General features: G+C 65.6%; 24 protein-coding genes, 1 tRNA gene and 1 riboswitch. Of the genes, 9 read left to right on the forward strand and 16 right to left on the reverse strand.

Annotated elements, in window-relative coordinates; all coding sequences use genetic code 11:
* Window positions 1–108 precede the first annotated feature (108 nt).
* Window positions 109–184, forward strand: a tRNA-Lys gene (locus LB535_RS26495).
* 176 nt (window positions 185–360) lie between these two features.
* Here LB535_RS26495 and LB535_RS26500 read toward each other — a convergent pair.
* The 8 genes from LB535_RS26500 to cbiE form a co-directional block, all read right to left on the reverse strand.
* Entirely contained in the window at window positions 361–693 is a 333-nt protein-coding gene (locus LB535_RS26500; RefSeq protein WP_224634272.1) for a hypothetical protein, read from the reverse strand.
* A 229-nt stretch (window positions 694–922) separates the two neighbouring features.
* Complete coding sequence (gene cobT, locus LB535_RS26505; protein WP_224634273.1) at window positions 923–1,933, reverse strand: nicotinate-nucleotide--dimethylbenzimidazole phosphoribosyltransferase; 1,011 nt, start codon at window positions 1,931–1,933, stop codon at window positions 923–925.
* A gap of 24 nt (window positions 1,934–1,957) precedes the next feature.
* A complete protein-coding gene (gene cobS / locus LB535_RS26510) occupies window positions 1,958–2,725 on the reverse strand; it encodes an adenosylcobinamide-GDP ribazoletransferase (RefSeq protein ID WP_224634274.1) in 768 nt (255 codons plus the stop codon).
* Window positions 2,722–4,038 (reverse strand): cobyrinate a,c-diamide synthase, encoded by a 1,317-nt coding sequence (locus LB535_RS26515; RefSeq protein ID WP_224634275.1) that lies wholly within the window; start codon window positions 4,036–4,038, stop codon window positions 2,722–2,724. Before LB535_RS26515 ends, cobS begins: the two co-directional genes overlap by 4 nt.
* Window positions 4,035–4,850 carry a uroporphyrinogen-III C-methyltransferase gene (gene cobA / locus LB535_RS26520; RefSeq protein ID WP_224634276.1) on the reverse strand — a complete coding sequence of 272 codons (816 nt, stop codon included), beginning with the start codon at window positions 4,848–4,850 and terminating at the stop codon, window positions 4,035–4,037. The genes LB535_RS26515 and cobA overlap by 4 nt, the downstream gene beginning before the upstream one ends.
* Window positions 4,847–5,611 carry a precorrin-4 C(11)-methyltransferase gene (gene cobM / locus LB535_RS26525; RefSeq protein ID WP_224634277.1) on the reverse strand — a complete coding sequence of 255 codons (765 nt, stop codon included), beginning with the start codon at window positions 5,609–5,611 and terminating at the stop codon, window positions 4,847–4,849. The genes cobA and cobM overlap by 4 nt, the downstream gene beginning before the upstream one ends.
* Complete coding sequence (locus LB535_RS26530; protein ID WP_224634278.1) at window positions 5,608–5,994, reverse strand: cobalamin biosynthesis protein; 387 nt, start codon at window positions 5,992–5,994, stop codon at window positions 5,608–5,610. The genes cobM and LB535_RS26530 overlap by 4 nt, the downstream gene beginning before the upstream one ends.
* Window positions 5,991–7,232 (reverse strand): precorrin-6y C5,15-methyltransferase (decarboxylating) subunit CbiE, encoded by a 1,242-nt coding sequence (cbiE, locus tag LB535_RS26535; protein ID WP_224634279.1) that lies wholly within the window; start codon window positions 7,230–7,232, stop codon window positions 5,991–5,993. Before cbiE ends, LB535_RS26530 begins: the two co-directional genes overlap by 4 nt.
* A 1-nt stretch (window position 7,233) precedes the next feature.
* Here cbiE and LB535_RS26540 point away from each other — a divergent pair, with 1 nt between their 5' ends.
* The gene (locus LB535_RS26540; protein ID WP_224634299.1) at window positions 7,234–8,001 is read left to right on the forward strand and encodes a cobalt-precorrin-6A reductase; all 768 of its coding nucleotides are present in this window, start codon (window positions 7,234–7,236) and stop codon (window positions 7,999–8,001) included.
* On the opposite strand, the gene LB535_RS26545 is transcribed toward LB535_RS26540, so the two are convergent.
* From LB535_RS26545 to LB535_RS26580, 8 genes are all read right to left on the reverse strand, one after another.
* Window positions 7,968–8,729 carry a precorrin-3B C(17)-methyltransferase gene (locus LB535_RS26545; RefSeq protein ID WP_224634280.1) on the reverse strand — a complete coding sequence of 254 codons (762 nt, stop codon included), beginning with the start codon at window positions 8,727–8,729 and terminating at the stop codon, window positions 7,968–7,970. The two genes, LB535_RS26540 and LB535_RS26545, sit on opposite strands and share 34 nt — an antisense overlap.
* Window positions 8,726–9,484, reverse strand: coding sequence for a precorrin-2 C(20)-methyltransferase (locus LB535_RS26550; RefSeq protein ID WP_224634281.1), 759 nt, complete (start codon window positions 9,482–9,484; stop codon window positions 8,726–8,728). The genes LB535_RS26545 and LB535_RS26550 overlap by 4 nt, the downstream gene beginning before the upstream one ends.
* Window positions 9,481–10,113, reverse strand: a complete 633-nt coding sequence (locus tag LB535_RS26555) for a precorrin-8X methylmutase (protein ID WP_224634282.1) — start codon at window positions 10,111–10,113, stop codon at window positions 9,481–9,483. Before LB535_RS26555 ends, LB535_RS26550 begins: the two co-directional genes overlap by 4 nt.
* Complete coding sequence (gene cobG / locus LB535_RS26560) at window positions 10,114–11,589, reverse strand: precorrin-3B synthase (RefSeq protein ID WP_224634283.1); 1,476 nt, start codon at window positions 11,587–11,589, stop codon at window positions 10,114–10,116. It abuts the gene before it with no gap.
* A complete protein-coding gene (locus LB535_RS26565) occupies window positions 11,586–15,350 on the reverse strand; it encodes a cobaltochelatase subunit CobN (protein ID WP_224634284.1) in 3,765 nt (1,254 codons plus the stop codon). Before LB535_RS26565 ends, cobG begins: the two co-directional genes overlap by 4 nt.
* A gap of 16 nt (window positions 15,351–15,366) precedes the next feature.
* Complete coding sequence (gene cobW / locus LB535_RS26570) at window positions 15,367–16,404, reverse strand: cobalamin biosynthesis protein CobW (RefSeq protein WP_224634285.1); 1,038 nt, start codon at window positions 16,402–16,404, stop codon at window positions 15,367–15,369.
* On the reverse strand, window positions 16,401–16,832 hold the full coding sequence (locus LB535_RS26575) for a DUF1636 family protein (protein WP_224634300.1): 432 nt from the start codon (window positions 16,830–16,832) through the stop codon (window positions 16,401–16,403). The genes cobW and LB535_RS26575 overlap by 4 nt, the downstream gene beginning before the upstream one ends.
* A gap of 39 nt (window positions 16,833–16,871) precedes the next feature.
* Window positions 16,872–17,075: riboswitch (cobalamin riboswitch) on the reverse strand.
* A 30-nt stretch (window positions 17,076–17,105) separates the two neighbouring features.
* Entirely contained in the window at window positions 17,106–18,305 is a 1,200-nt protein-coding gene (locus LB535_RS26580; RefSeq protein WP_224634286.1) for a winged helix-turn-helix domain-containing protein, read from the reverse strand.
* 334 nt (window positions 18,306–18,639) lie between these two features.
* Between LB535_RS26580 and LB535_RS26585 the strand changes: the two genes are divergently transcribed.
* From LB535_RS26585 to nuoF, 7 genes are all read left to right on the forward strand, one after another.
* A complete protein-coding gene (locus tag LB535_RS26585; protein ID WP_042643187.1) occupies window positions 18,640–19,005 on the forward strand; it encodes an NADH-quinone oxidoreductase subunit A in 366 nt (121 codons plus the stop codon).
* Window positions 18,996–19,577, forward strand: coding sequence for a NuoB/complex I 20 kDa subunit family protein (locus LB535_RS26590; RefSeq protein WP_224634287.1), 582 nt, complete (start codon window positions 18,996–18,998; stop codon window positions 19,575–19,577). Before LB535_RS26585 ends, LB535_RS26590 begins: the two co-directional genes overlap by 10 nt.
* Before the next feature lie 4 nt (window positions 19,578–19,581).
* Window positions 19,582–20,184 (forward strand): NADH-quinone oxidoreductase subunit C, encoded by a 603-nt coding sequence (locus LB535_RS26595; RefSeq protein WP_095764859.1) that lies wholly within the window; start codon window positions 19,582–19,584, stop codon window positions 20,182–20,184.
* 61 nt (window positions 20,185–20,245) lie between these two features.
* Window positions 20,246–20,623, forward strand: coding sequence for a four helix bundle protein (locus LB535_RS26600; RefSeq protein ID WP_140839930.1), 378 nt, complete (start codon window positions 20,246–20,248; stop codon window positions 20,621–20,623).
* A gap of 66 nt (window positions 20,624–20,689) precedes the next feature.
* Window positions 20,690–21,880 carry an NADH-quinone oxidoreductase subunit D gene (locus tag LB535_RS26605; protein ID WP_224634288.1) on the forward strand — a complete coding sequence of 397 codons (1,191 nt, stop codon included), beginning with the start codon at window positions 20,690–20,692 and terminating at the stop codon, window positions 21,878–21,880.
* The gene (locus LB535_RS26610) at window positions 21,881–23,203 is read left to right on the forward strand and encodes an NADH-quinone oxidoreductase subunit E (protein ID WP_224634289.1); all 1,323 of its coding nucleotides are present in this window, start codon (window positions 21,881–21,883) and stop codon (window positions 23,201–23,203) included.
* A 10-nt stretch (window positions 23,204–23,213) separates the two neighbouring features.
* Window positions 23,214–24,518 (forward strand): NADH-quinone oxidoreductase subunit NuoF, encoded by a 1,305-nt coding sequence (gene nuoF, locus LB535_RS26615; RefSeq protein ID WP_095764862.1) that lies wholly within the window; start codon window positions 23,214–23,216, stop codon window positions 24,516–24,518.
* Window positions 24,519–24,551 lie beyond the last annotated feature (33 nt).

The raw sequence follows: 24,551 nt of genomic DNA on the forward strand, positions 1-24,551 counted from the left end.
TTTTCGCGATCATGCCGTGTCGATTTGTCGGGAAATGATCCGGCAGGGCTGGACATGACCGAAAGCGGCGGCTATATGCGCCGCCGACGCTGAGTTTTCCGGCGGTGTGGGTGTGTAGCTCAGTTGGTAGAGCAGCTGACTCTTAATCAGCGGGTCCACAGTTCGATCCTGTGCACACCCACCATTTTTTCCGATGGTATTTCTCCTTTTTAGCCCGCCTTCGCGGCGGATTGAGCTGTTAAAGCTCAAGACCTGCAACGATCGCCCGTCAGACAGCTCTCATGACGACTGATGCCCAACCGGCGATCGCAGGATCAAGCCGCAAGTGCCAATGCCGCACTAGGCCACGGAAGATGTCCGCTACGCCTGGAAGAATTCCTCGATGTCATCCAGAACGGTGATGGTCGCAACGATGTCCAATGGGTTGTCCCAGTCGACATGAAGAAGGAATTCAACGCCTCCTGCTTCCCCGCCGGCCACGCCGTGGGGGCCAACATTGGTCACATAAACATTAGCGGAGCCAAGATTTGGGCGCCCAAGCGTCTTCGGTCCGCCACCAAAGCCACCGAAGGCAGGTATAAATTCCGCTGCTGTTATGATCACCACCGAGTCTAGGTTGATCGGGTCCCAATTGAAGTTCTGACGAATTGTACCTTTCATTCCCCGGTAGAGTACTCTAATTGAACGAGCCATGCCTTCCTCCTTTTCTGAAGAAACCTCAATTATGGGGTAATAACGAGGTATGATTTGGCATGGCGTCAGAGTTTTATCTGTGAGGATGATCACAAATCATTTGCAATTGTTGGTAAGAGGATCTTTAAGTGATCCGTGGTCAGATCAGTGCAGCCGTCAAATCCGCTAAGTTTAGATAATATTAAGCCGATTTGCAGAAACAGAAATTGCGTAAGCCGGACCAATCCCGTCACTTTTCAGAAACGCCGGCCTCGGCAAAGCTCGCCATCTTCGCGTGGCATTCCAGTGCCGAACGCACGATGTTGACGGCAAGGCAGGCGCCGGAGCCTTCGCCGAGCCGCATGCCGAGATCGAGCAGCGGCGGCAGGCCGAGCGCTTCGAGCAGGCGGCGGTGGCCGGCTTCGGCCGAGACATGGGCGGCGATGGTGTGGGCCAGCCCGGTCGGATGCAGCCTCGCCAGAGGTGCTGCGGCTGCGGTGCAGACGAAGCCGTCAAGCAGCACCGGCACGTTGTTCTTGCGCGCGGCGAGTGTGGCGCCGAGGATTGCCGCCAGCTCGCGCCCGCCAAGGGCGGCAGCGATCTTCAGCGGATCGGAGAGCGCATCGGCATGGCGCTTGAGGCCGGCCTCGATGGCCACGACCTTGCGCAGCAGCCCGGCATCGTCGACGCCGGTGCCGCGGCCGGTCCATTTTTCCGCGCCGCCGCCGAAAAGCGCCGTCGAGATCGCCGCCGCAGGCGTCGTGTTGCCGATGCCCATCTCGCCGAAGCAGACGAGGTCGAGATCCTTGGTTACCGTGTCGTAGCCGGCCGAGACGGCGGCGAGGAACGCCTTTTCGTCCATCGCCGGCACTTGCGTGAAATCGCCGGTCGGATGGTCGAGGTCGAGCGGAATGACGTCGAGCTTGGCGCCGGCGACGCGGGCAAGCTGGTTGATGGCCGCGCCGCCGCCGGCGAAATTCGCCACCATCTGTACCGTGACTTCCGAAGGATAGGCCGACACGCCCTGCGCGGTGACGCCGTGATTGCCGGCGAAGACGACAACCTTCACATGGTCGAGCTTCGGCATGTCGCGCGCCTGCCAGCGGCCGAGCCAGGCGGCGATCGCTTCCAGCCGGCCGAGACTGCCCTGCGGTTTGGTCAGCGTGTCCTGGCGCCTCGCGACGGCGCTGGCGGCCGCATCGCTGCCGGACGGGAGGTCGAGGCAGGCGGCGCGAAGGTCTTCGAGGGATTTGAAGCTCATGGGGGAAAGGTCTCCGAAAGTGAATCAGGAAAGGCAGATGGAAGCGACGAGCAGCACGGCGATCTCGCCGAGCTGCTGCAGCGCGCCGATCGTGTCGCCGGTCTGCCCGCCGATCTGGCTGAGGCAAAGAGCGCGGAACGCCATGAAGACCAGGCCGAGCAGGATGAGCGCCGCGATCGCGCCGCCAAGGCCGAGCGCCAGCAACACCACCGCGCCAAGCGCAGCACCTATGATGGCGGTCTCGCTTGTGACAGAGCCCGCATTCGCAGACAGGCCGTCGCTGCGGGCCGGTGGCAGAAGATGCATGAAGGCGCCGAACAGGCCGCGCGAGCCGGCATGCGCGGCAAGCAGGGCCAGGAATACGTGGCCCGGACCGGCGAGCTCGGACAGCGCGCTCCAGCGGATGAGCAGCGACAGCCCAAGCGCGGCCGCGCCATAGGCGCCGATGCGGCTGTCGCGCATGATCTCCAGCTTCCTGTCGCGCGTCCTGCCGCCCCAAAAGCCGTCGGCGATATCGGAAAGTCCGTCCTCATGCAGGCAGCCGGTAACGAGCATCGTCGCGGCGAGGGTGAGCGCCGCGGCCGGGCCGCTGGCAAGACCCAAACTGTAGGCGATGGCGTAGACGAGTGCGCCGATGATCGCCACCGCGAGGCCGGCAAAGGGCGCCGCCCAGATCGCATCCGCCAGGCTGCGGCCGCCGAAATCGCTCGAGGGCAACCGCAGGCGGGTGAAGAAGACGAGGCTGAGGCCGATATCGTCAAGCACTTGCCGGGGCGCGGAAGGGCCGCTCATGCGCCCCTCGCAATGGCATGGAAGAAGGTGCCGCTGACATGGCCGCGCCGGTAGCCTGAGGCGCCGAGCGGATTGCCCTGGCCGTCGGCGAGGTCGGCCAAGGGCTCGTCATTGCCGGCAGCAAGCATCTGCGCGTAGTGGAATTCGTGACCGCGGATCAGCGTGCCCTCCGGTCCCAACGGACAGGCGGCGCGCAGCCGCGCCTCGCGATAGCCGAGGTTCATCTTGCGTTTGGCGAAGCTGGTCGAATGGCCAAGCAGGCCAAGCATTTTGTGGCTCTCGCCCTCTGCGTCTTCCAGCACTTCGCCCAGCACCATGAAGCCGCCGCACTCGCCGTGAACCGGCTTCGCCGCCGCGAAGCGCGCCATTCCTGACTGGAAGTTGGTCGCGGCCGCGAGCTTGCCGGCATGGAGCTCGGGATAGCCGCCGGGCAGCCAGCAGACATCGCAGTCCGGCGAGGGCGCCTCGTCGGCAAGCGGCGAGAAAGGCACGATCTCGGCGCCTGCCTTGCGCCAATGCGAGGCGACATGTGGATAGAGGAAGGTGAAGGCCGCGTCTTCCGCCAGCGCGATACGCTGCCCGGGCGGCCGCAAGGCATCGCCAAAATCGCCGGCCGCGGGTTGCAGCGGGGTCGCCAGCGCCAGGATGGCGTCGATGTCGAGCGACTTCTCGACCATGTCGGCCAGCCGGTCGAGATGCGCCATCAGGTTCTCGTGCTCGCCGGCCTGGACGAGGCCGAGATGCCGCTCCGGCAAGTTCAGCGTCGGATCGCGCAGGATGGCGCCGACCACGGGCAGGCCGATTGCCTCGATCGCGTCGCCGGAAAGCCGCCGGTGGCGTTCGCTGCCCAAGCGGTTGAGAATGACGCCGGCCATGCGCACGTCCGGGTCGTAGGTGGCAAACCCCTTGGCCACTGCCGCCGCCGTGGTCGACTGCCCGGAAACGTCGAGCACCAGAAGTACAGGCAGGCCGTAGAGGCGGGCGAGATCGGCAGCCGAGCCGGAGCGGCCTTGCGGCGCGGGGATGCCGTCGAACAGGCCCATCGCGCTTTCAAGGATAATGTATTCGGCGTCGTCCGCGGCTTCGGCCGCTAGCGCATTGAGCAGAGAAGGCGACATCGCCCAGCTGTCGAGGTTGACGCCTGACAGGCCGGTCGCGGCGGCGTGGAAGCCCGGGTCGATATAGTCCGGTCCGGACTTCGCGCCGCGCACTTTCAGCCCGCGCCGCGCAAGCGCACGCAACAGGCCGATGGTGACGCTGGTCTTGCCCGAGCCGGAGCGCGGCGCGCCGATGATGATTGCGCGCGCCGTCATGCGCCGCCCGTCAGTGCCGCGCGCATGGCGACGATGCCGCCGACAACGATCAGCGCCGGCGAAGCGAGCCCGGCGGCCGCGGCCTCGTCAGCGATGTTGGCGAGCGTGGCGACCACGATGCGCTCCTGCGGAGTGGTTGCCGCCACGATCACGGCGGCCGGGGTCGATGGCGCGAGGCCGCCCTCGAGCAGCTTTGCCGCGATCACCGGCAAATTGGCCATGCCCATATAGACGACGACCGGCTGTCCGGTGCGGGCGATCGCCAACCAGTCGATGTCGTCATCGGTGCCGGCGCCGTGGCCGGTGGCGAGGATCACGGCCTTGTTGATGCCGCGCATGGTGGCGGGAATGCCGGTGGCGGCCAGCGCGCTGAGGCCCGAGGTCAGGCCGGAGAGCACCCGGAACGGAATTCTTTCGCCCGCGAGCGCCAGAGCCTCTTCGCCGCCACGGCCGAAAATATAGGGGTCGCCGCCCTTCAAGCGCACGACTCGACGGCCTTCGCGGGCCAGCCGCACCAGCAGGGTGTTGATGTCGTCCTGTTTCATCGAGGGCTGGCCGCCGCGTTTTCCGGCGTAGAAAAGCTCGGCACCCTGGGCTACCGCGACGACATCGGGCGAAACCAGCGCGTCATAGACCAGCGCATCGCATTGCCCAAGTGCCGCCAGCACCTCCAGCGTCAGGCAGCCGGGGTCGCCGGGGCCGGCGCCGGCCAGCCAGACATGGCCTGGCTCAAGCTCGCGCGGCTTGAAGTTCAGCCGCGCCAGCGCCTGCTCCACATTAGCCCGTCCGTTCGTATTGGCGCTGCCGTTCACAATCCATCCCGTCCGCGAAAACGCCGCTGGTAGTGGGCGTCGTACAATGAGCTTTCGCCGAAATCCTGCGCGGCGAGAGCGCTGCCGACGAAGATGATCGCCGTGCGTTCCATCGGGTTTTCCGCCAATTGCGCTTCGATGGTGCCCAGCGTGCCGGTCAGGATGCGCTCGTCCGGCCAGGAGGCGCGGAAGACGACCGCGACCGGACATTCGGCGCCGTAAAGCGGCGTCAGATCCGCGACGATGCGCTCGATGGCATGGATGGCGAGATGAATGGCAAGCGTGGCGCCAGTGCGGCCGAAGCCGGCCAGCGTCTCGCCCGGCGGCATTTTCGAGGCGCGGCCGGAGACGCGGGTCAGCACCAGGCTTTGCGCGAGTTCGGGAATGGTGAGCTCGCGGCGAAGTGCGGCCGCTGCCGCCGCGAAGGAGGGAACGCCAGGTGTCAATGTGTAGGGGATGCCGTGCTTTTCCAGCCGCCTGATCTGTTCGGCCACCGCGCTCCACACCGAAAGGTCGCCGGAATGCAGGCGCGAGACGTCCTGCCCAGCCTTGTGCGCGGCGACATATTCGGCCTCGATCTCGTCAAGCGACATCGGCGCGGTGTCGATCAATTTGGTGCCTGGCGCGCAATGCTCGAGCAGTTCCGGCGCGACGATCGAGCCGGCATAGAGGCAGACCGGGCAACTGGCCAGCAGCCGGGCGCCGCGCAGCGTGATGAGATCGGCCGCACCTGGACCGGCGCCGATGAAATGGACGGTCATGGCGCATCTCCGCTGATGGCGATGGCGCAGGTCACCGGACCGAGCACGATGCGCGGTCCAAGCAGGTTCGCACCTTTTCCGGCCGCGGCCAGGGCCGAGGCTTCCGAAACCGAAGGCGTGCCGGCCTGGGCCTGCGACGCGTCGGAGCGACTGACTGTGCCGGACGAGACGGATTGCAGTGCGGCGTCGGAGATGACGAGCACGGGGAGGTCGAGGTCTCGGGCGGCAAGGAAGATCGCCGGCTCATCGCGCTTGATTTCACCCGTCGCCAATGCAGAAAGCGCCGTCATCGTAAGCCCATGCGCCTCAAGCGCGGTCTCGATCGCGGCGCGAACGTCGCCCGCCGTCACACCTTTGCGGCTGCCGATACCTGCGACCATCATGGCTTGACCCAGCTCCACTGCGTGACCGGCATGGCCGGTCGCCACGCCTGCATCGAGCCGACAGGCGCCGCGCGCGACAGGGCGATGCGGGTCAGGTCGCCGCCGCGTCTGTTGTGCTGGTCGAGCAGCAGCACCTCCATCTCCAGCGTCACCGCATTGGCGACGAGCCGGCCGCCGGGACGCAGCGCCTTGATTGCCTTCTCCAGCACGCCGGCATCGCTGCCGCCGCCGCCGATGAAGATGGCATCGGGCGTCTCCAATTTTGCCAGCGCCTTAGGCGCGGCTCCTTCGATCACGACGAGGCCGGGCACGCCGCAATGCGCGGCGTTGCGGTGGATACGGGCGGCGCGCTCGCTATTGGCTTCGATGGCGATGGCGCGCATAGAGGAATGAGCCAGCATCCACTCGATGCCGATCGAGCCGGAACCGGCGCCGATGTCCCACAGCAACTCACCGCGCCGGGGCGCCAGCGCCGACAGCGTGATCGCGCGAATCTCGCGCTTGGTGATCTGACCGTCATGCTCGAACAGGTGATCGGCAAGGCCGACGGTCAGAGGCAGGACGCGGGCATCCGGTGTTGATTCAATTTCAATCGCCAGCACGTTGAGCGGATTGACGTTTTCGAGATCGAAGGCTTCGGCGCGAGCGGTGCGGCGTGCCTCATCCTGCCCACCGAGTGCTTCGAGGACCGTCAGTCGCGAAGGGCCGAAACCGAGCTCGTCGAGCAGTGCGGCGATGGCCGCCGGCGCGTCGGCGTCGGAGGTGAGCGCCAGGATACGCGCGCCGGAATGGAGCAGAGGCCGGATCAGGTCGATCGAATGGCCGTGCAGCGAGATTGTCTCCACGTCCTGCAATGCCCAGCCGAGACGGGGCGCGGCCAGCGACAGAGACGAGGGCGCCGGCAGGACGAGCATCTCATCCGGATTGACCTTGCGCGCCAGCGTGGCGCCGACACCATGGAAAAACGGGTCGCCGGACGCGAGCACGCATATTTTTTTGCCCGCGACCGCCAGCACGTCGCGCATTTCGGCATCGAAGGGCGTCGGCCACGGGCGCGCTTTCCCCTTGGCCAGCGACGCGACAAGGCCGAGATGCCGCTTCCCGCCGAAGACGATCTCGGCCTCGGCAATCCGCTGCTTGGCCTCGTCGCCGAGACCCGCTACACCGTCCTCGCCGATGCCGACGATCGTGAGCCATTTTGAGGCTGGCTTGGCGGCGCGCGGACCCTTAGCAGGCATGATGACCCACCATATCCTGATCCTCGGCGGAACGACGGAAGCCCGGCAATTGGCCGGGAAGCTCGCCCGTCGCGACGATTTTTCGGTCACGCTGTCGCTGGCCGGCCGCACTGAAAGCCCGGTCGCGCAAGGCGTGCCGGTGCGTGTCGGCGGCTTTGGCGGCGCAGATGGGCTGGCTGCCTATCTTCGGGAAGAACACGTCGATCTGCTGATCGACGCCACGCATCCATACGCCGCGCGTATCTCGGCCAACGTCGCAGAAGCGGCTGCGCAGGCTGGCGTGCCGGTCCTTGCGCTGCGGCGTCCTGGATGGGAGCCCGTGGCCGGTGATCGCTGGACGCTGGTCGACAGCGTCACTGAGGCGGCGAAGGCGCTTGGCGAGGCGCCGCGCCGCGTTTTCCTGGCGATCGGCCGTCAGGAGGCCGGCGCCTTCGAAGTCGCTCCGCAGCACCGCTACCTGATCCGCAGCGTCGACCCGGTCGAGCCGAAGCTTGCCGTGCCCGATGCACTTTACCTTTTGGCGCGCGGACCGTTTCCGGAAGCGGATGAACGGGCGTTGCTCGAAAAATACGGTATCGATGCCGTCGTTTCGAAGAACAGCGGCGGCGAGGCGAGCTATGGCAAGATCGCCGCTGCGCGGGCGCTTGGTATCGAAGTGATCCTGATCCGCCGACCGCGTTTGCCGGACGTTCCTTCGACTGAGACCGTCGATGCGCTGGCGGCAAAGGTCGATCATCATTTCGATCCCGTTGCAGAACGCGGCGTGTAGACCAGCGCTGGTTTTTCGCCGCGCTTGATGATGCGGGTCTCCGGCGAGCCGATGATGATGCAGGTCGCCATGTCGGCCTTTTCGGCGTCGGCGTCCGCCAGCAGAGAGACTTCGATGCGCTCGTCGGGCCGGCCGGCAGCCCGGCCGAAGATCACTGGCGTGGTGCCGGGCAGGATCGCCTTCAGGCATTCGAAGGCGCGGCCAAGCTGCCAGGGGCGAGCCTTGCTGATGGGATTGTAGAGCGCGACGACGAAGCCGGCGCCGGCCGCTGCCAGCAGGCGCAATTCGATCAGCTCCCACGGCTTCAAATTGTCGGAGAGCGAGATGGCGCAGAAATCATGGCCGAGTGGCGCGCCGATGCGGGCGGCGACGGCAAGCATTGCAGTCACACCCGGGACAACCGAGACGTCGATGGCACGCCATTCTTCAGGGCCGGCTTCGATCGCCTCGCAGACGGCGGCGGCCATGGCGAAGACGCCGGGATCGCCGCCGGAAACGACGGCGACATTGTGGCCTTCTGCGGCCTTGGCCAGCGCTTCGTTGGAGCGGGCGAGCTCCTCGCGGTTGTCGGAGGCGATGCGGGTCTGGTCCGGCCGCAGTTCCAGCCGGTCGAGATAGGGCTTGTAGCCATAGAAGAAGGAAGCCTCGGCCACGGCATTGGCAGCCTGCGGCGTGACCTGGTCGGCATTGCCGGGCCCGAGACCGATGACGGTAAGACGGCCGCTCATGATTTTGCTCCGGCGGCCCCCGGGCGGGCCGACCAGCCGGCAACCAGCACGATGGCGAAATAGGGCGCCTTGTCGTCCGGCTTTTCGGCAAGCCGCATCGAGACGCTGCCCGGCATGGTGCCGCGCTCGACATAGACGGCCTTCGCCAGCTTGCCGGTCGCTTCCAGCGCGCGGCGGATTTTTGGCAGGTTGCGGCCGACCTTCATGATGACGGCGGCATCTGTGTCGGCGAGGCGGCGGGTCAGCTCGAATTCGCTCATCGTGCCGGGCAGCACACTCAGCACGTCGTCGCCCTGGACGATCGGCAGGCCGGTGGCGGACCAGCAGCCGGACATGGCGGTGATGCCGGGGATGACTTCCGTAGAGAAGCGGTGCGCAAGCCGCACATGCAGATGCATGTAGGAGCCGTAGAAGAGCGGATCGCCCTCCGACAGCACCGCCACCATCCTGCCGGCGCCGAGATGCTCGGCCACCTGTTCGGCCGATTGCTCGTAGAAATCGGCGATCTGCGCGCGGTAGTCGTCGTGATCCTTGTCGATCTCCGTCGTCACCGGATAGAGCAGCGGCAGCTCGATCATGTCCGGCCGGAAGCGCGCCTCGACGATGGCACGCGCATTGCTGTTGTTGCCGCGCTTGGCGAAATAGGCGACGACGTCCGCCTCTGCCAACGCGCGCGCCGCCTTCAGTGTCAGAAGCTCCGGATCTCCGGGGCCGGTGCCGACGCCGACCAGACGGCCTTCCACGATCGCGTTCACAGGCCGGGCCTCGCCAGAGAGTTGAGCGCGGCGGCGGTCATGGCGCTGCCGCCCAGCCTGCCGCGCACGATGGCATAAGGCACGCCGTAGGAATTGTCGGCCAGCGCATCCTTGGATTCGGCGGCACCCACGAAGCCCACAGGCATGCCGATGATCGCGGCCGGCCTCGGCGCGCCGTCGCGCAGCTTCTCAAGCAGATAGAAGAGCGCGGTCGGCGCGTTGCCGATGGCGACGACAGAGCCGGCCATGCGCTCGCCCCAGAGGTCGATCGCCGCGGCCGAGCGGGTGTTGCCGATTTGCCTGGCGATGTCGTGCGTGCGCGGTTCGCGCAGCGTGCATATCACCTCATTGCCGGCCGGCAGACGGGCGCGGGTGACGCCGTGCGCCACCATCTCGGCATCGCAGAAGATCGGCGCGCCGGCGGCGAGCGCCGTGCGGGCGGCGGCTACGAAATCGTTCGAGAAGACGAAATGGCTGGCGACTTCGACCTGGCCGCAGGCATGGATCATGCGGATCGCGACATCGGCCTCCGCCTCCGAGAAGCGAGACAGGTCCGCCTCGGCGCGGATGATGGCGAAAGAGCGCTCGTAGATCGCCGTTCCGTCATGGATATAGTCGTAGGCGGCCATTCACTGGTTCCGTCGATAGAGTTCGGCGATGCCGGCCGCGCCAAGTCTTTTCAGGCAGGCGGCGGCGGTTTCGCGCTGATGTCTTCCGTCGCGGATCGCGGCAAGGATGCCGGCGACCCCGCGCGCGGCGTCATAGCCCGGCCTGTACGCGGCAGGAAGAGCCTTCGCAGTCCCGTCCACGACAAGTCCGGCTCCGTTTTCGTCGCCGACCAGGGTGAGCGCAGCGGTGCCGGGATGCGCGCAGCCCTTGGCGCAGCCGGAGATGTGGAGAGACAGCGAGGCGTCGAGAAGGTCCGCGCTTTCTTTTGCGATCGTTTCGGCGATGGCACGGGTGGCGATGCGGCCGGACGCGCAGGCCGGCGCGCCTGGGCAGGCGGCGATGCGGGTGCGCGGGTCGGCGGGGTCGGTGACGAAGCCGAGAGCGGCGGCGGAGGATTGGAGCGTGGAGGGGGCGGAGAGACCGAGGAAGAGCAGGGCTCGGCCTGGGGCGAGGCGGATTTCGGAGGCGCCGAGGTTCGCGGCTTGGGTGGCGAGATCGATGAGGTTTTGCGCCGGCATGCTGCCGTAGGGCAGGGCGATGCCTAGGGCGGTGTTGTTTCCTAGATTGAATAGGCCAATGGGACTTCTCGCGGGCTGGCGTTCCTGCGCCCCCCTCTCTGTCCTGCCGGACATCTCCCCCTCAAGGGGGGAGATTGCCTTGTCACCGCGGCTTTCGCCAATCTCCAACGCGGAAAGTGGAGAGCCGGTGCGGGAACTGCCAATCTCCCCCCTAGAGGGGGAGATGTCCGGCAGGACAGAGGGGGGCGCGACGGAATGCCAGCCTGCGAGAGAAGCCAACTGTCTCTCCGAAAGATCCCGGGTGTGCGCCTCGCGACCTTTTTCGGCGACCATCCGAAGAGCCGCGACTGCAATGTCGCGTGCGCCATCAGCATCGACCGCCGCGAGCGGCTTCGCACTCCGCCCGTCGCCGGCAATCGACACGCTCCACCAGATGCCCGCCGCAGCCTGCATCGCCTTCAGCCGCACATCGGCCGTCACGGCATCCATCGTCAGCTGTCCGCCGCCATCGACAACCACCGACACCTTCGGCCCCAGCCGCGGCGTCAACCCGGCCTTTTCAATCGCCGCCCTGATCCGCTCCGCCACCGGCCGCGGATCGGCGTTCTCTTCCGGATCGATTCCCGCCAGCGGCCCCGTCTCGACCGGAACGCCACTGCGCACCGCGATGCCCAGCGCATCCACTTCGTCCGCCAGCAACCGGGCGCTTTCGGCCGTCAAACCACGAATCTGCAGGTTGCCGCGCGCCGTCACCTCCATGATGCCGTTGCCGTGACGCAAGGCGGATTCGCCGAGCCCGATCAGCGACTTCGGCGAAATTCCTCCAGCGACTGGGTTGAGCCGCACCAGCAGCCCGTCGCCGGTCTGCATCGGCGCGCTTAGAGCAGGGCAAGCGCCACGGCGCGAGAATGCGTTCATGCCGCCACCTCGCTTGCCTGGGCCTCGGCGAACAAGGCCGCGAGATCGTCGTCGATGGAATTCCTGAGCGGATGCCAAAGGCCGCGTCGCCGCGCGGCGAGGAACCGTTCGGCGATGACCTTGGCAGCCGCCGGGTTCTCGCGCAGCAGGAAGGCGCGGACGTCCGGGTCGCCAACATAGGCGTCATGAACGGCCTCGATCAGCGCGCCCGAAATGGCATGGGTGGTTTCGGCGAAGCCGACCAGACGGTCGACGGTCTCGGCGAATTCCGAGGCGCCGCGCGGGCCGTGGCGCATCTGGCCGGCAATGAAGCGCGGGTTGACGGCACGGGCGCGGACCACGCGCGATACCGCTTCGCCGACCGAACGCGGCTTCGGCTTTTTCGGGTCGGTCGTGTCGAGCACGATGACGTCGGCATTCCTGCCGAGCGCGGCAAGGGCGGCCGAAAAGCCGCCGATGAAGGCGACGTCGGCCGAACCTTCAAGGATGTCGCGGCCAGGGTCATCGCCGGTGTGGACGAGGAGATCGGCTTCGGCGATGCGGCCTTCGAAAGCGCCGGGCGCCGAGATCGCTTCGCCTTCGGCGCCGCCATAGGCGTGCGAGGTGGCGTCGAGATAGGCACGGCCGATCTCTTCGCGCGCGCCCCATTCGCCGCGCGACAGCAAGTCCTCGACGCCGGCGCCATAAGTTCCCGGTGAGGTGCCGAAAATGCGCGGGCTGATCTTCCCCTGAGCGCGCGTCGCTGCGGCGAGCGGGTTCTCGGTATCGTCCTCGTCGCGGCTGGCGACCGCGTTGGCAGCGGCGTCGATCAATGCGATCTGGGTCGGGAACATGTCGCGGAACAGGCCGGAGATGCGCCAGGTGACGTCGACGCGCGGGCGGCCGAGCGTGGCCGGCGGCAGCACCTCGATACCGGTGACGCGGCCCGTCGCGGCATCCCATTGCGGCCGGCAGCCCATCAGCGCCAGACCTTGCGCGATCTCCTCGCCCCCGGTGCGCAACGAGGCGGAACCCCAGAGGTCGATGACCAGCGAGCGCGGCCAGTCGCCATGGCTTTGCATATAGCTGCGCAACACTTCCTCCGCCGCCGCCTGGCCGAGGTCATAGGCGGTTGGCGTCGGCATTGTGCGCGGATCGGAGGTGAAGAGGTTGCGGCCGGTGGGCAGCACATCGGAGCGACCGCGCGCCGGGGCGCCGGCAGGGCCGGCCTTGACGTGACGGCCATCGAGCGCGGCGAGCAGGTTGGCTATTTCGGCCGCCGCGCTTTGCCGGCGCAGCGGGTCGACTTCATCTTCCGGTGCGCGGCCATAGACATGCAGCCCGTCCTTGACGGCGAAATCCTTGAGGTCGCAGAGCCAGGCGTCGATGCGGCGCAGCGCTTCGTCCGGAGCGTCTGTGCCGGCAACGCCGGCTTCGGAAGCAAGGCCAGTCTTTTGCGCCGTCTCGACAATCAATTTGGCCAGACGGTCGCGGCGGCGGCGGTCGAGGCCGTCGGCCTGCGCATATTCGTCGACCAACCGCTCGAGTTTCAGTTGCGCCTCGTCGAGGCCGGCGCCGGTCAGCGGCGGCGGCAGATGGCCGAGGGTGACGGCCGAAATGCGGCGCTTGGCCTGCGCCGCCTCGCCCGGATTGGAGACGATGAATGGATAGATGACGGGCAGCGATCCGGTGACGATCTCCGGGAAGCAGGTTCCGGAGAGGGCCACCGTCTTGCCCGGCAGCCATTCCAGCGTGCCATGCGCGCCGACATGGATGATGGCATGCACGCCGAGCGATTTCTGCAGCCAGAGGCCGAAAGCGATCAGCTCGTGGCGCGGCGGCAGCGTCGGGTCGTGATAGTCGGCGCGGCGGTCGGCCGAGCGGCCGCGGTCGGGTGCCCGCGCCACGGTGACGTTGCCGAAGGTCGCGGCGCGGAAGGGGAAGGTTGTTTCACCTGCTAGCTGCCAAGGCTGGCGTTCTGTCGCGCCCCCCTCTGTCCTGCCGGACATCTCCCCCTCTAGGGGGGAGATTGGCAGTTCGGGCGCCGGCGCTCCACCTGCAACACTGCCGATTGGCGAAAGCGGTAGTGACAGGGCAATCTCCCTCCCTGAGGGGGAGATGTCCGGCAGGACAGAGGGGGGTGCCTCGCGCGAACCTATCCCTTTTGCCTTGCCCCACGCGGCCTCTACTGCATCGCGCGCTTCCCTCGGGAGTTCGACCGAAAAGGCGGAGTAGTCCCCTAAGGAGAGGCCAAGCCCGCCCACTTCCAGCACATCCAGCAAGGCCCGCGGCGATTGCGGAATCCCCTCAACCGCATAGCCCTGTTCCTTCAGGTCATGCAGCATCGCAAGCACACTGGAGGGCACATCAAGCCCAACGGCGTAACCGGTTCGCCCTGGCGCGCTCGGATAATCCGGGATCAGGATCGCCAGCTTGCGCTCGGCCCGCTCCATCCGCTGCAGGCGGATGAACGCCGCGATCCGCTTGGCAACTTGCGCCACGCGGTCCACCTCGGGCCGGTTGGCCAAGGCGCGGAAGGCCAGCGCCGGATCGGTCTCGACCTCGCCCTTGAAGGAGATGGCGCCGGCCAGGATGCGGCCGTCGAGCTCGGGCAGGACGACATGCATGGCAAGGTCGGCAGGCGCCAGGCCGCGCTGGTTCTTTTCCCAGACCTCGCGCCTGGTGGTGGCGACGATGACCTGGAACACCGGTACGCCCGCGCGGTCGAAGAGGGTCTCGGCACCGGGTTCCGCGCCGGAGGCGAAGGCGGTGGCGGTGACGATAGCGGAGGGGTTCAGGGAGGTGAGGGCGGTTTCGACGAAGGCCAGGGATGCCGCGTCTTTGAGGCTGGAGACGAAGATCGGCACAGGCGCTAGGCCTTGCGAACACAGGGCGTCAACGAGTGCGTCGATCGGTGCCACGTCGGCGGCAAGCAGCATCGAGCGGTAGAAGAGGATGGGGATGACCGGGGCGCTGAAGTTGGTAGCGTCGAGTTCTGTCGCCCCCCCCTCTGTCCTGCCGGACATCTCCCCCTCAAGGGGGGAGATTGCTCTGTGGTCGACGGTTTCGCCAACTGTAGATGTTTCAGCTAGCTCGATATTTGACGAAGCAGAGATAGAGCCGGCTTGGGTGACAGCTGATCTCCCCCCTTGAGGGGGAGATGTCCGGCAGGACAGAGGGGGGGGCGAAGGATCGCCGACGCTCGACAGGACTGGCTTTTCGACAACTCCCAGCCCAGGCTGATAATATCCCGCCTTCGGCACGCTGACCGGTTCGGCCACGGCCGCATCCGACCCGGCGAGCCTTGCCAGCCTTTGCACCAGCGCGTTCATATTGGCCGGACCGCCTTCGCGGAAATAGCCGAGCAACGCGTCCAGCTCGGCGCGCGGCAGGGTCGAGGCTTCGATCAGGCGCTGGTCCTCGTCATGGCTTTCGCCGGGCAGCAATGCCAGCTTGATGCCGCGTTCGCGCGCCAGGGCGGCGAGCTGGTCACAGCCGTAGCGCCACCAGTCATAGCCGCCGAGGATGCGGACGAGGATGACCCTGGCGTGGCGGGTGACGCTGTCGATCCACAGGTCCACCGACATCGGGTGGCGAAGGTCGCGCAGCGCCGCAAGCCGCATCGACGGCAGCCGCTCCGCATCCGCCTTCCAGGCAGCGGCCAGGCCGGAGAGATCGCTGTCGGTGAAGGACAGGGCCACGACATCCGCAGGCGTCTGCCTGAGGTCGATCGGCTCGGCGAGATCGTCGAGCGAAGCGGATGTGGTGGCGAGGATGTGCATCGCGGTCCGGATTGCCTCAGCCGGCGAGGATACGCTCGATCGCCGGGCGGTTCAGCCCCTTGAGGCCGATGACAACGAGCCGCGAGCGGCGATCGTCCTCAGCCGTCCAGGCGCGGTCGTAGTAATGATTGACGCGCGGGCCGACAGCCTGCAGCAGGAGCCGCATCGGCTTGCCGCCGACCTCGACGAAGCCTTTGACGCGCAAGACGTTCTCCTGCTCTGCGGCAAGGGCGACGCGCTTGGCCAGCTCGTCGGGGTTGGCGATCGACGGGATGTCGATGACGAAGGAATCGAAATCGTCGTGCTCGTGATCGAGCTCGTCGTCGTGATGGGTCTTGCGGTTCTCGATGTCGTCCTCCACCGCAAGACCAAGGCCGAGCAGCACGGCCGAATCGACCTTGCCCTGCGCTGTCGGCACGACCTTGACGGCGCGCGCGACATGCTCGCCGATGACGGCGTTGGCACGGGCGGAGCCTGCCGCATCCATCAGGTCGCTTTTCGACAGGATGATCAGGTCGGCGCAGGCGATCTGGTCCTCGAACACCTCTTCGACCGGATCGTCATGGTCGAGGGAATCGTCCGCCGCACGCTGCGCCTGCAGGGCATCTACATCGGAAGCGACGCGGCCGTCGGCGAGCGCCGGGCCGTCGACCACGGCGATGACGCCATCGACCGTGACGCGGCTCTTCACGCTCGGCCACTGGAACGCCTGCACCAGCGGCTTCGGCAGAGCGAGGCCCGAGGTCTCGATCAGGATGTGATCGACCTTGGGGTTGAGCGACAGGATCTGGTCGAGCGCCGGCACGAAATCGTCGGCAACGGTGCAGCAGATGCAGCCATTGGCGAGCTCGACGATGTTTTCTTCAGGGCAAGAGTCGACGCCGCAGCCCTTGAGGATCTCGCCGTCGATGCCGACATCGCCGAACTCGTTGACGATGATCGCCAGCCGCTTGCCCTTGGCGTTCTCGAGCAGGTTGCGGATCAGCGTCGTCTTGCCGGCGCCGAGAAAGCCGGTGACGACGGTGCAGGGCACGCGGGAAACGGATGCGTTCATGGTCGGTCCTTCAGCATGTCGAGGGGAGGGATGCGGGCAACCAGGCCGCGCTTGAGAGAATCGGGCCGGCCGCGCCAGGGGATGAGGCCGTCGGTCGAGGTGGCGAAGAGCTTTGCGCCGGCGACGAGATCGGCGCCGCTGGTCGTGTCCAGATCGCCGAAGACGTAGCTCCAGCAGCCGTCGCGCAGCAGCGCGGCGCTTAGCCGGCGCTTGCAGTTGCCGAGGCATTCGACGGTACGGATGTCGATCTTTTCGCCGCAAGCAGCCCGACGCGTGTCTTCGGCAAGCAGCGCGCCGGCGCGCGGATGCGCATCCGACCCGGTCTCGTCGCGGCAGGATGAGCAGACGATGACGGTGACGCCAGCCAAAGCATCGGGCTCGGACGGAATGTCCGCACTGTTTGCCGGGAAACTGCCGTTGCGATCCAAAACCATGCTCCTTGCCCGGAAAACCCGCCGGGCATTCGGATACTTAAAGTCTCAGACGGCAGGTCTCCTGGCTCGCGGGTCGTCACCCTGAATGCCGCCTTCCCGGGAACATCCCAGTGGTTTTCGGCAGAGGCTCGTCGCTTACAGTTGCGGGGACAGCCGCGGATTTGGGTGTTGGCCCGCACCGCATTCCCTCTTGGCTCCTCCCTTTGCCGGGAGAAGACCGTCTGGGTCAGGATTTAGGCTTACGGCTAGGTCCCTGTCAACGCGCAGCTACGACACCGCGATGTCGGCCAGCGCCGGCCCGAGGTCGCCGGCCGGCGTCACTTCGATCGCCTCCAGGCCGAGCCAGCCCTGCATCTGCTTCAACTCGTCGAAGAGCTGGGCGGCCGTTTCGGGTGGGGCGCCGGCCTCGGCGTAGGCGGCGTGGACGCGCAAGATGCTGGCCGGGCGGTCAGCTTTCAGATCGACGCGGGCGACGATCCGATCGCCGAGCAGGAAGGGCAGCACGTAGTAGCCATATTGGCGTTTCTCGGCCGGCGTGTAGATCTCGATGCGGTAGCGGAAATCGAAGAGTTTCTCCGTCCTGGTGCGTTCGAAGACGACGGGATCGAAAGGGGCGAGCAGGGCGCGCGCCTCTATCCGGCGCGGGAAACGGGCGTCCTTGTGGAGATAGGCGGTCTTGTCCCAACCTTCGACCTTCACCGGCAGCAATTCGCCGGCATCGACCAGTTCCTCGATGCGATCCTTCGTGTCGCCCGGCGCGAGACGAAAATAGTCGCGCAGGTCGCCATAGGTGGCGATGCCATGGGCGCGGGCGGAAATGCGCAGCAATTCGCGATGCGCGTCCTCGACCGAGGGAATGGGAAGGTCGAGGACCGCCTGCGGCAAAACGCGCTCGGGCAGGTCGTAATAGCGTTCGAAGCCGCGGCGGTAGGCGGTGGTGATGCGCCCGGCCCAGAACAGCCATTCGAAAGCGTGCTTGGCCTCGCTCCAGCCCCACCAGCCGCCATTGCCCTTGTGGCCTTCGATGTCGGACGCGGCGATCGGACCGCGATCGGCGACCTCTCTATATATCTCGTCGATCATTTCCTTGCGTTCACGGCCCCATTTCGCCAGGCCGAGATACATCTCGTCGCCCTGCTCGGCGCGCTGCATGCGCCAGCGCATCAGCGGGTACGTCTCCACGGGCAGGAACGACGCCTCATGCGCCCAGTATTCGAACACGGCGCGCTTGCGGGTGACTGCGGCATTGTCGAGCAGCGTAAGCGGGTAGGGGCCGAGGCGCGAATAGAGCGGCATATAATGCGCCCGCACCACCGCGCTCACGGAATCGATCTGCAGAAGGCCGGTTCGCGAAAGCACCCGGGCGAGGTGCCGACGATCCGGAACTCCTGCGGGGCGAGGGTCGTTGAACCCTTGCGCGCCCAGCGCGACGCGCCTCGCCATGGCCAGCGAAATCTTGTCCTTCATCAGGTGTCCTTGCCCCGATCGTCCGTTGGATTTTTAGCCGGTGATTCCGGCCATGCTAGCAGGCAAATGGCGGTAGATATGTCAGGAGAGAAAACTGGAGTAAAAACTGAAGGAAATCAAACAGGAGCGGATCGGACCAGTTTCTTCCGATAAGGCGTCCAGAGCCGCGATTTGAACAACGTTTGACTTGCGTCACCGAAACCGCTGCGCTAACCCTCGCCGCGTTGCAGCATGGGCCCCTTAAAACGGTTCAGCGGTTAATCTGTCACGCTTCCGCATTAGAGTTCGTTGCTGTAATCAAAATGAACTGCCCCCGCCGAAGGAAAGTCGCCGCATGAGCGCACTCCTAAGTTCGTACCTGCCTATCGTGCTGTTCATCGCCGTGGCGATGATCGTCGGTCTGGCGCTCATCATCGCTCCGTTCCTTGTGGCCTACCGCAATCCCGACCCGGAAAAGCTTTCCGCCTATGAATGCGGGTTCAACTCGTTCGACGACGCCCGCATGAAGTTCGACATCCGCTTCTACCTGGTGTCGATCCTGTTCATCATCTTCGATCTCGAGGTCGCCTTCCTGTTCCCGTGGGCGGTGTCCTTCTCGAAGCTCGGCATGCTCGGCTTCTGGTCGATGATGGTGTTCCTGGCGGTGCTGACCATCGGTTTTGCCTATGAATGGAAAAAAGGAGCGCTGGAATGGGATTGAACGAGAGTTCAGGCACCCTCGTCGCGCCGAAGCCCAAGGGCATCATCGACCCCAACACCGGCAGGCCGGTGGGGGAGGACGATCCCTTCTTCCTCGAAATCAACAATGAGCTGGCCGACAAGGGCTTTCTCGTCACCTCGACCGAGGCGCTGATCACCTGGGCGCGCAGCGGCTCGCTGATGTTCATGACCTTCGGCCTCGCCTGCTGCGCGGTCGAGATGATCCACACCTCGATGCCGCGCTATGACTCGGAGCGTTTCGGCGTCGCGCCGCGCGCGTCGCCGCGCCAGTCCGACATTATGATCGTCGCCGGCACGCTGACCAACAAGATGGCGCCGGCGCTGCGCAAGGTCTACGACCAGATGCCGGAGCCGCGCTACGTCATCTCGATGGGCTCCTGCGCCAATGGCGGCGGCTACTACCACTATTCCTATTCGGTGGTGCGCGGCTGCGACCGCGTCGTGCCGGTCGACATTTATGTGCCCGGCTGCCCGCCGAGCGCGGAGGCGCTGCTCTACGGCATTCTCCTTCTGCAGAAGAAGATCCGCCGCACCGGCACGATCGAACGGTGAGCCGATGACCCTGGCGTTGAACGAACTCTCCACCTATCTCGGCGAGAAGCTCTCCGGCCGCATCGGCGAAGCCGTGCTTGCCTATGGTGAGCTCACGGTTTCAGTTGAACCGGGCAACCTGATCGAGGTCGCGACCTTCCTGCGCGACGATCCGCGCTGCCAGTTCATCTCGATCATCGATGTCTGCGGAGCGGACTACCCGTCGCGCGCCAGGCGCTTCGACGTCGTCTATCACCTATTGTCGCCGAAGCAGAATGTCCGCATCAGGCTCAAGGTCCAGGCCGACGAGGAGACGCTGGTGCCGTCGCTGACCGGCGTCTATCCGGGTGCCGACTGGTTCGAGCGCGAGACCTACGACCTTTACGGCGTGCTGTTCTCGGGCCATCCGGACCTGCGCCGCATTCTCACCGACTATGGTTTCGAGGGGCATCCGCTGCGCAAGGATTTCCCGCTGACCGGTTTCGTCGAGGTGCGCTACGACGACGAGGCCAAGCGGGTGATCTACGAGCCGGTGGAATTGAAGCAGGAATTCAGAAATTTCGACTTCTTGAGCCCGTGGGAAGGAACGGATTACGTCCTTCCCGGGGATGAGAAGGCGAAACAGTGAGTAGGAAGTAGTGAGTAGTGAGTAGTGAGTAGTGAGTAGTGAGTAGTCAGTAGGGAAGGAATTGGAAAAGCGGATCGAATCTTATCGCGACCTGATGGTGTGGCAATCGGCGATGGTCCTTGCCGAAGATTGTTATCGCGTCACCAAAGGTTTTCCGAAGGACGAGATCTATGGAATGACCTCCCAGATGCGCCGCTCGGCGGCATCTATCGCCGCCAATATCGCTGAGGGGTATGGTCGTGAGAACAGAGGTTCATTCGTTCAATTTCTGCGCATGGCGCAGGGTTCGTTGAAGGAACTGGAAACGCACATACTCCTGGCATGCCGGGTTGGCTTGTTAGAAAAAGACAATGAGATTGAACTGCTGGTGCGATGCGAAGAGATTGGAAAGATGACGAGATCTCTCATTCGGACGGTGCAGGCCAAGCAGGCGGAATGAAGCAGGCATTGAGATTGATGAATACTACTCACTACTCACTACTGACTCGTCGCCAGAGGCGCCACGATGGCTGAAACCTCCGTCCGCAACTTCAACATCAACTTCGGCCCGCAGCATCCTGCGGCGCATGGCGTTTTGCGCCTGGTGCTGGAGCTGGACGGCGAGGTGGTCGACCGCGTCGATCCGCATATCGGTCTGCTGCATCGCGGCACCGAGAAGCTGATCGAGGCCAAGACCTATCTGCAGGCCGTGCCCTATCTCGACCGGCTCGACTATTGCGCGCCGATGAACCAGGAGCATGCCTTCGCGCTCGCGGCCGAGCGCCTGCTCGGCATCGAGGTGCCGAAGCGGGGTCAGCTGATCCGTGTGCTCTATTCCGAGATGGGTCGCATCATGTCGCACATCTTGAATGTGACGACGCAGGCCATGGATGTCGGCGCGCTGACGCCGCCGCTGTGGGGCTTCGTCGAGCGCGAAAAGCTGATGGTGTTCTATGAGCGCGCTAGCGGTTCGCGCATGCATGCGGCCTATTTCCGGCCGGGCGGCGTCCATCAGGACCTGCCGCAGAAGCTGGTCGAGGACATCGGCAAGTGGATCGACCCGTTCCTGAAGTCGGTCGACGATCTCGACGCGCTCTTGACCGGCAACCGCATCTTCAAGCAGCGCAATGTCGATATCGGCACGGTGTCGCTGGCCGACGCCTGGGCCTGGGGCTTTTCTGGCGTGATGGTGCGCGGCTCGGGCGCCGCCTGGGACCTGCGCAAATCGCAGCCCTATGAATGCTATTCCGAGATGGATTTCGACATTCCGATCGGCAAGAACGGCGACTGCTACGACCGTTATCTTGTGCGCATGGAAGAGATGCGCCAGTCGGCCAGGATCATGCGCCAATGCGTCGATCTCTTGCTCGGCAAGGAAAGCGCCGGCCCGGTGTCGAACCTCGACGGCAAGGTTGTGCCGCCGAAGCGCGCCGCGATGAAGCGCTCGATGGAAGCGCTGATCCATCACTTCAAGCTCTATACCGAGGGCTACCGCGTGCCGGCCGGCGAGGTCTATGCGGCCGTCGAGGCGCCGAAGGGCGAATTCGGCGTCTACCTGGTCTCCGACGGCACCAACAAGCCCTATCGCTGCAAGCTGCGCGCGCCCGGTTTCGCGCATCTGCAAGCCATGGATTTCCTGTGCCGCGGCCACATGCTGGCCGACGTCACTGCCGTGCTTGGCTCCCTCGACATCGTGTTTGGTGAGGTCGATCGCTAAATGTCAGTCCGCCGTCTCGCAGAAGCCAGCGTCCAGCCCGCCACCTTCGCCTTCAACGAGGCGAACGCGGCAGCCGCCCAGCAGTGGATCGCCAAATACCCAAAGGGTCGCGAGCAGTCGGCCATCATCCCGCTGCTGATGATCGCGCAGGAGCAGGAAGGCTGGGTCACCAAGGCGGCGATCGAGACGATCTCCGACATGCTCGGCATGCCGCGCATCCGTGGCCTCGAAGTCGCGACTTTCTACACGCAGTACCAGCTCAATCCGGTCGGCACGCGCGCCCATATCCAGGTCTGCGGCACCACGCCCTGCATGCTGCGCGGCTCGGAAGCGCTGATGGATGTGTGCCGTTCGAAAATCCATCACGACCAGTTCCATACCAACGACAAGGGCACGCTGTCGTGGGAGGAGGTCGAATGCCTCGGCGCCTGCGTCAACGCGCCGATGGTCATGATCTTCAAGGACACTTTCGAGGACCTGACGCCCGAGCGGCTGGCCGAGATCATCGATCTCTACGACGCCGGCAAGGGCGCCGAGGTGAAGCCTGGTCCGCAGAACGGCCGCCACGGGTCCGAGCCGGCTACCGGGCTGACGACGCTGACCAGCGAAAAGGCGATCCTGAAGTCGACGCGCGACAAGGAAGCCAGGGCGGCGGCGAAAGCCGCCAAGGAAGCTCTCGCGTCGGCGCCGCCTGCAGCTTCCGCCGCAGCCCCGGCACCCGCTGCGCCGGTAAGCTCGGCGCCAGCTCCGGCCGCCTCTGGCCCGGTTGGACCGTCAAAATCCAGCAAGCCGAAGACCCATGCGGCTGAAACCAGCCCGGCGCTCAACACGCCGTCGCCGGTCAAGGTCGCCCCGGCCACCGAGAATGGCGCCAGCGTCAGGGCGCCGCGCCATTCGGCCGCCAACGCCAATCAGGCTTCTCCGGAAGTCGAGGCCGTTTCCAAGCCGCGCAGCGGGCCGAAGACCAAGGCCGAGCCGGCCACGGCTTTCAAGGCGCCGGAGACCAAGCAGCCTGTCGCCAAGACGACGAAGCCTTCGCTCGATGACAAGAACCGGCCGGCCGGCATCGAGCGCCCGGCAACGGTCGACGATCTCAAGCTGATCTCCGGCGTCGGCCCGAAGATAGAAGGCACCCTGCATTCGCTGGGCATCTACACCTTCGCGCAGGTCGCCGCCTGGAAGACGGCCGAGCGCGAATGGGTCGACGGCTATCTCAATTTCCGCGGCCGCATCGAGCGCGACGACTGGGTGAAGCAGGCCAAGGCGCTCGCCAAGGGCGGCGTCGCCGAATACATCCGCGTCTTCGGCAAGAAGCCGGTCTGAGGGACGACAAATGCTTCAGGACAAAGACCGCATCTTCACCAACATCTACGGCCTGTTCGACAAGTCGCTGGCCGGCGCGCAGTCGCGCGGCATCTGGGACGACACGCCAGGCCTCGTCGCCAAGGGGCGCGACTGGATCATCAACGAGATGAAGGCGTCGGGCCTGCGCGGCCGTGGCGGCGCCGGCTTCCCGACGGGGTTGAAGTGGTCGTTCATGCCCAAGCAGAGCGACGGACGGCCGAGCTATCTGGTCATCAACGCCGACGAATCCGAGCCCGGCACCTGCAAAGACCGCGATATCCTGCGCAACGATCCGCACACGCTGGTCGAGGGCGCGCTGGTCGCCGGCTTCGCGATGGGCGCGATCGCCGCCTACATCTATGTGCGCGGCGAGTTCATCCGCGAGCGTGAGGCGCTGCAGCGCGCCATCGACGAGGCTTACGCGGCCAAGCTGATCGGCAAGAACAACACATCCGGCTACGACTTCGATATCTACATGCATCATGGCGCCGGCGCCTATATCTGCGGCGAGGAGACGGCGCTGCTCGAAAGCCTGGAAGGCAAGAAGGGCCAGCCGCGGCTGAAGCCGCCATTCCCGGCCAATGTCGGCCTCTATGGCTGCCCGACCACCGTCAACAACGTCGAATCGATCGCGGTGGCGCCGACCATCCTGCGCCGGGGCGCCGCCTGGTTCTCGTCCTTCGGTCGCCCGAACAATGCCGGCACCAAGCTGTTCTGCGTGTCCGGCCACGTCAACAATCCGTGCACTTTCGAAGAAGCGATGTCGATCCCGTTCCGCGAGCTGATCGAGACGCATTGCGGCGGCATCCGCGGCGGCTGGGACAATCTGCTCGCGGTCATTCCGGGCGGCGCTTCAGTGCCGCTGGTGCCGGCCGAGCAGATCATCGATGCGCCGATGGATTTCGACGCGCTGCGCGACCTGAAATCCGGCCTCGGCACGGCCGCCGTCATCGTCATGGACAAGTCGACGGATATCGTGAAGGCGATCGCCAGGCTTTCCTACTTCTACAAGCATGAGAGCTGCGGCCAGTGCACGCCGTGCCGCGAAGGCACCGGCTGGATGTGGCGGGTGATGGAGCGGCTGGTGCGCGGCGAGGCGCAGAAGCGCGAGATCGACATGCTGCTCGACGTCACCAAGCAGGTTGAGGGCCACACGATCTGCGCGCTGGGCGACGCGGCCGCCTGGCCGATCCAGGGCCTGATGCGGCATTTCCGCGGCGAGGTGGAACGCCGCATCGACGAGTTTTCGCGCAACGCGCACCGGGTCGAGCCGGTAATGGTGGCGGCGGAATAAGACTACGAAATACGGGCTTGGCCCGAAGACTGA

Source organism: Mesorhizobium sp. CA10, assembly GCF_020165285.1.
Classification (GTDB): domain Bacteria; phylum Pseudomonadota; class Alphaproteobacteria; order Rhizobiales; family Rhizobiaceae; genus Mesorhizobium.

What these genes read in the sequence shown, in the direction of transcription:
- LB535_RS26500 (WP_224634272.1), bottom strand. Translation starts at nt 693, where the DNA reads ATGGCTCGTTCAATTAGAGTACTCTACCGGGGAATGAAAGGTACAATT.
- cobT (WP_224634273.1), bottom strand. Translation starts at nt 1,933, where the DNA reads ATGAGCTTCAAATCCCTCGAAGACCTTCGCGCCGCCTGCCTCGACCTC.
- cobS (WP_224634274.1), bottom strand. Translation starts at nt 2,725, where the DNA reads ATGAGCGGCCCTTCCGCGCCCCGGCAAGTGCTTGACGATATCGGCCTC.
- LB535_RS26515 (WP_224634275.1), bottom strand. Translation starts at nt 4,038, where the DNA reads ATGACGGCGCGCGCAATCATCATCGGCGCGCCGCGCTCCGGCTCGGGC.
- cobM (WP_224634277.1), bottom strand. Translation starts at nt 5,611, where the DNA reads ATGACCGTCCATTTCATCGGCGCCGGTCCAGGTGCGGCCGATCTCATC.
- LB535_RS26530 (WP_224634278.1), bottom strand. Translation starts at nt 5,994, where the DNA reads ATGATGGTCGCAGGTATCGGCAGCCGCAAAGGTGTGACGGCGGGCGAC.
- cbiE (WP_224634279.1), bottom strand. Translation starts at nt 7,232, where the DNA reads ATGCCTGCTAAGGGTCCGCGCGCCGCCAAGCCAGCCTCAAAATGGCTC.
- LB535_RS26540 (WP_224634299.1), top strand. Translation starts at nt 7,234, where the DNA reads ATGACCCACCATATCCTGATCCTCGGCGGAACGACGGAAGCCCGGCAA.
- LB535_RS26545 (WP_224634280.1), bottom strand. Translation starts at nt 8,729, where the DNA reads ATGAGCGGCCGTCTTACCGTCATCGGTCTCGGGCCCGGCAATGCCGAC.
- LB535_RS26555 (WP_224634282.1), bottom strand. Translation starts at nt 10,113, where the DNA reads ATGGCCGCCTACGACTATATCCATGACGGAACGGCGATCTACGAGCGC.
- cobG (WP_224634283.1), bottom strand. Translation starts at nt 11,589, where the DNA reads ATGAACGCATTCTCGCGCCGTGGCGCTTGCCCTGCTCTAAGCGCGCCG.
- LB535_RS26565 (WP_224634284.1), bottom strand. Translation starts at nt 15,350, where the DNA reads ATGCACATCCTCGCCACCACATCCGCTTCGCTCGACGATCTCGCCGAG.
- cobW (WP_224634285.1), bottom strand. Translation starts at nt 16,404, where the DNA reads ATGAACGCATCCGTTTCCCGCGTGCCCTGCACCGTCGTCACCGGCTTT.
- LB535_RS26580 (WP_224634286.1), bottom strand. Translation starts at nt 18,305, where the DNA reads ATGAAGGACAAGATTTCGCTGGCCATGGCGAGGCGCGTCGCGCTGGGC.
- LB535_RS26585 (WP_042643187.1), top strand. Translation starts at nt 18,640, where the DNA reads ATGAGCGCACTCCTAAGTTCGTACCTGCCTATCGTGCTGTTCATCGCC.
- LB535_RS26590 (WP_224634287.1), top strand. Translation starts at nt 18,996, where the DNA reads ATGGGATTGAACGAGAGTTCAGGCACCCTCGTCGCGCCGAAGCCCAAG.
- LB535_RS26595 (WP_095764859.1), top strand. Translation starts at nt 19,582, where the DNA reads ATGACCCTGGCGTTGAACGAACTCTCCACCTATCTCGGCGAGAAGCTC.
- LB535_RS26605 (WP_224634288.1), top strand. Translation starts at nt 20,690, where the DNA reads ATGGCTGAAACCTCCGTCCGCAACTTCAACATCAACTTCGGCCCGCAG.
- LB535_RS26610 (WP_224634289.1), top strand. Translation starts at nt 21,881, where the DNA reads ATGTCAGTCCGCCGTCTCGCAGAAGCCAGCGTCCAGCCCGCCACCTTC.
- nuoF (WP_095764862.1), top strand. Translation starts at nt 23,214, where the DNA reads ATGCTTCAGGACAAAGACCGCATCTTCACCAACATCTACGGCCTGTTC.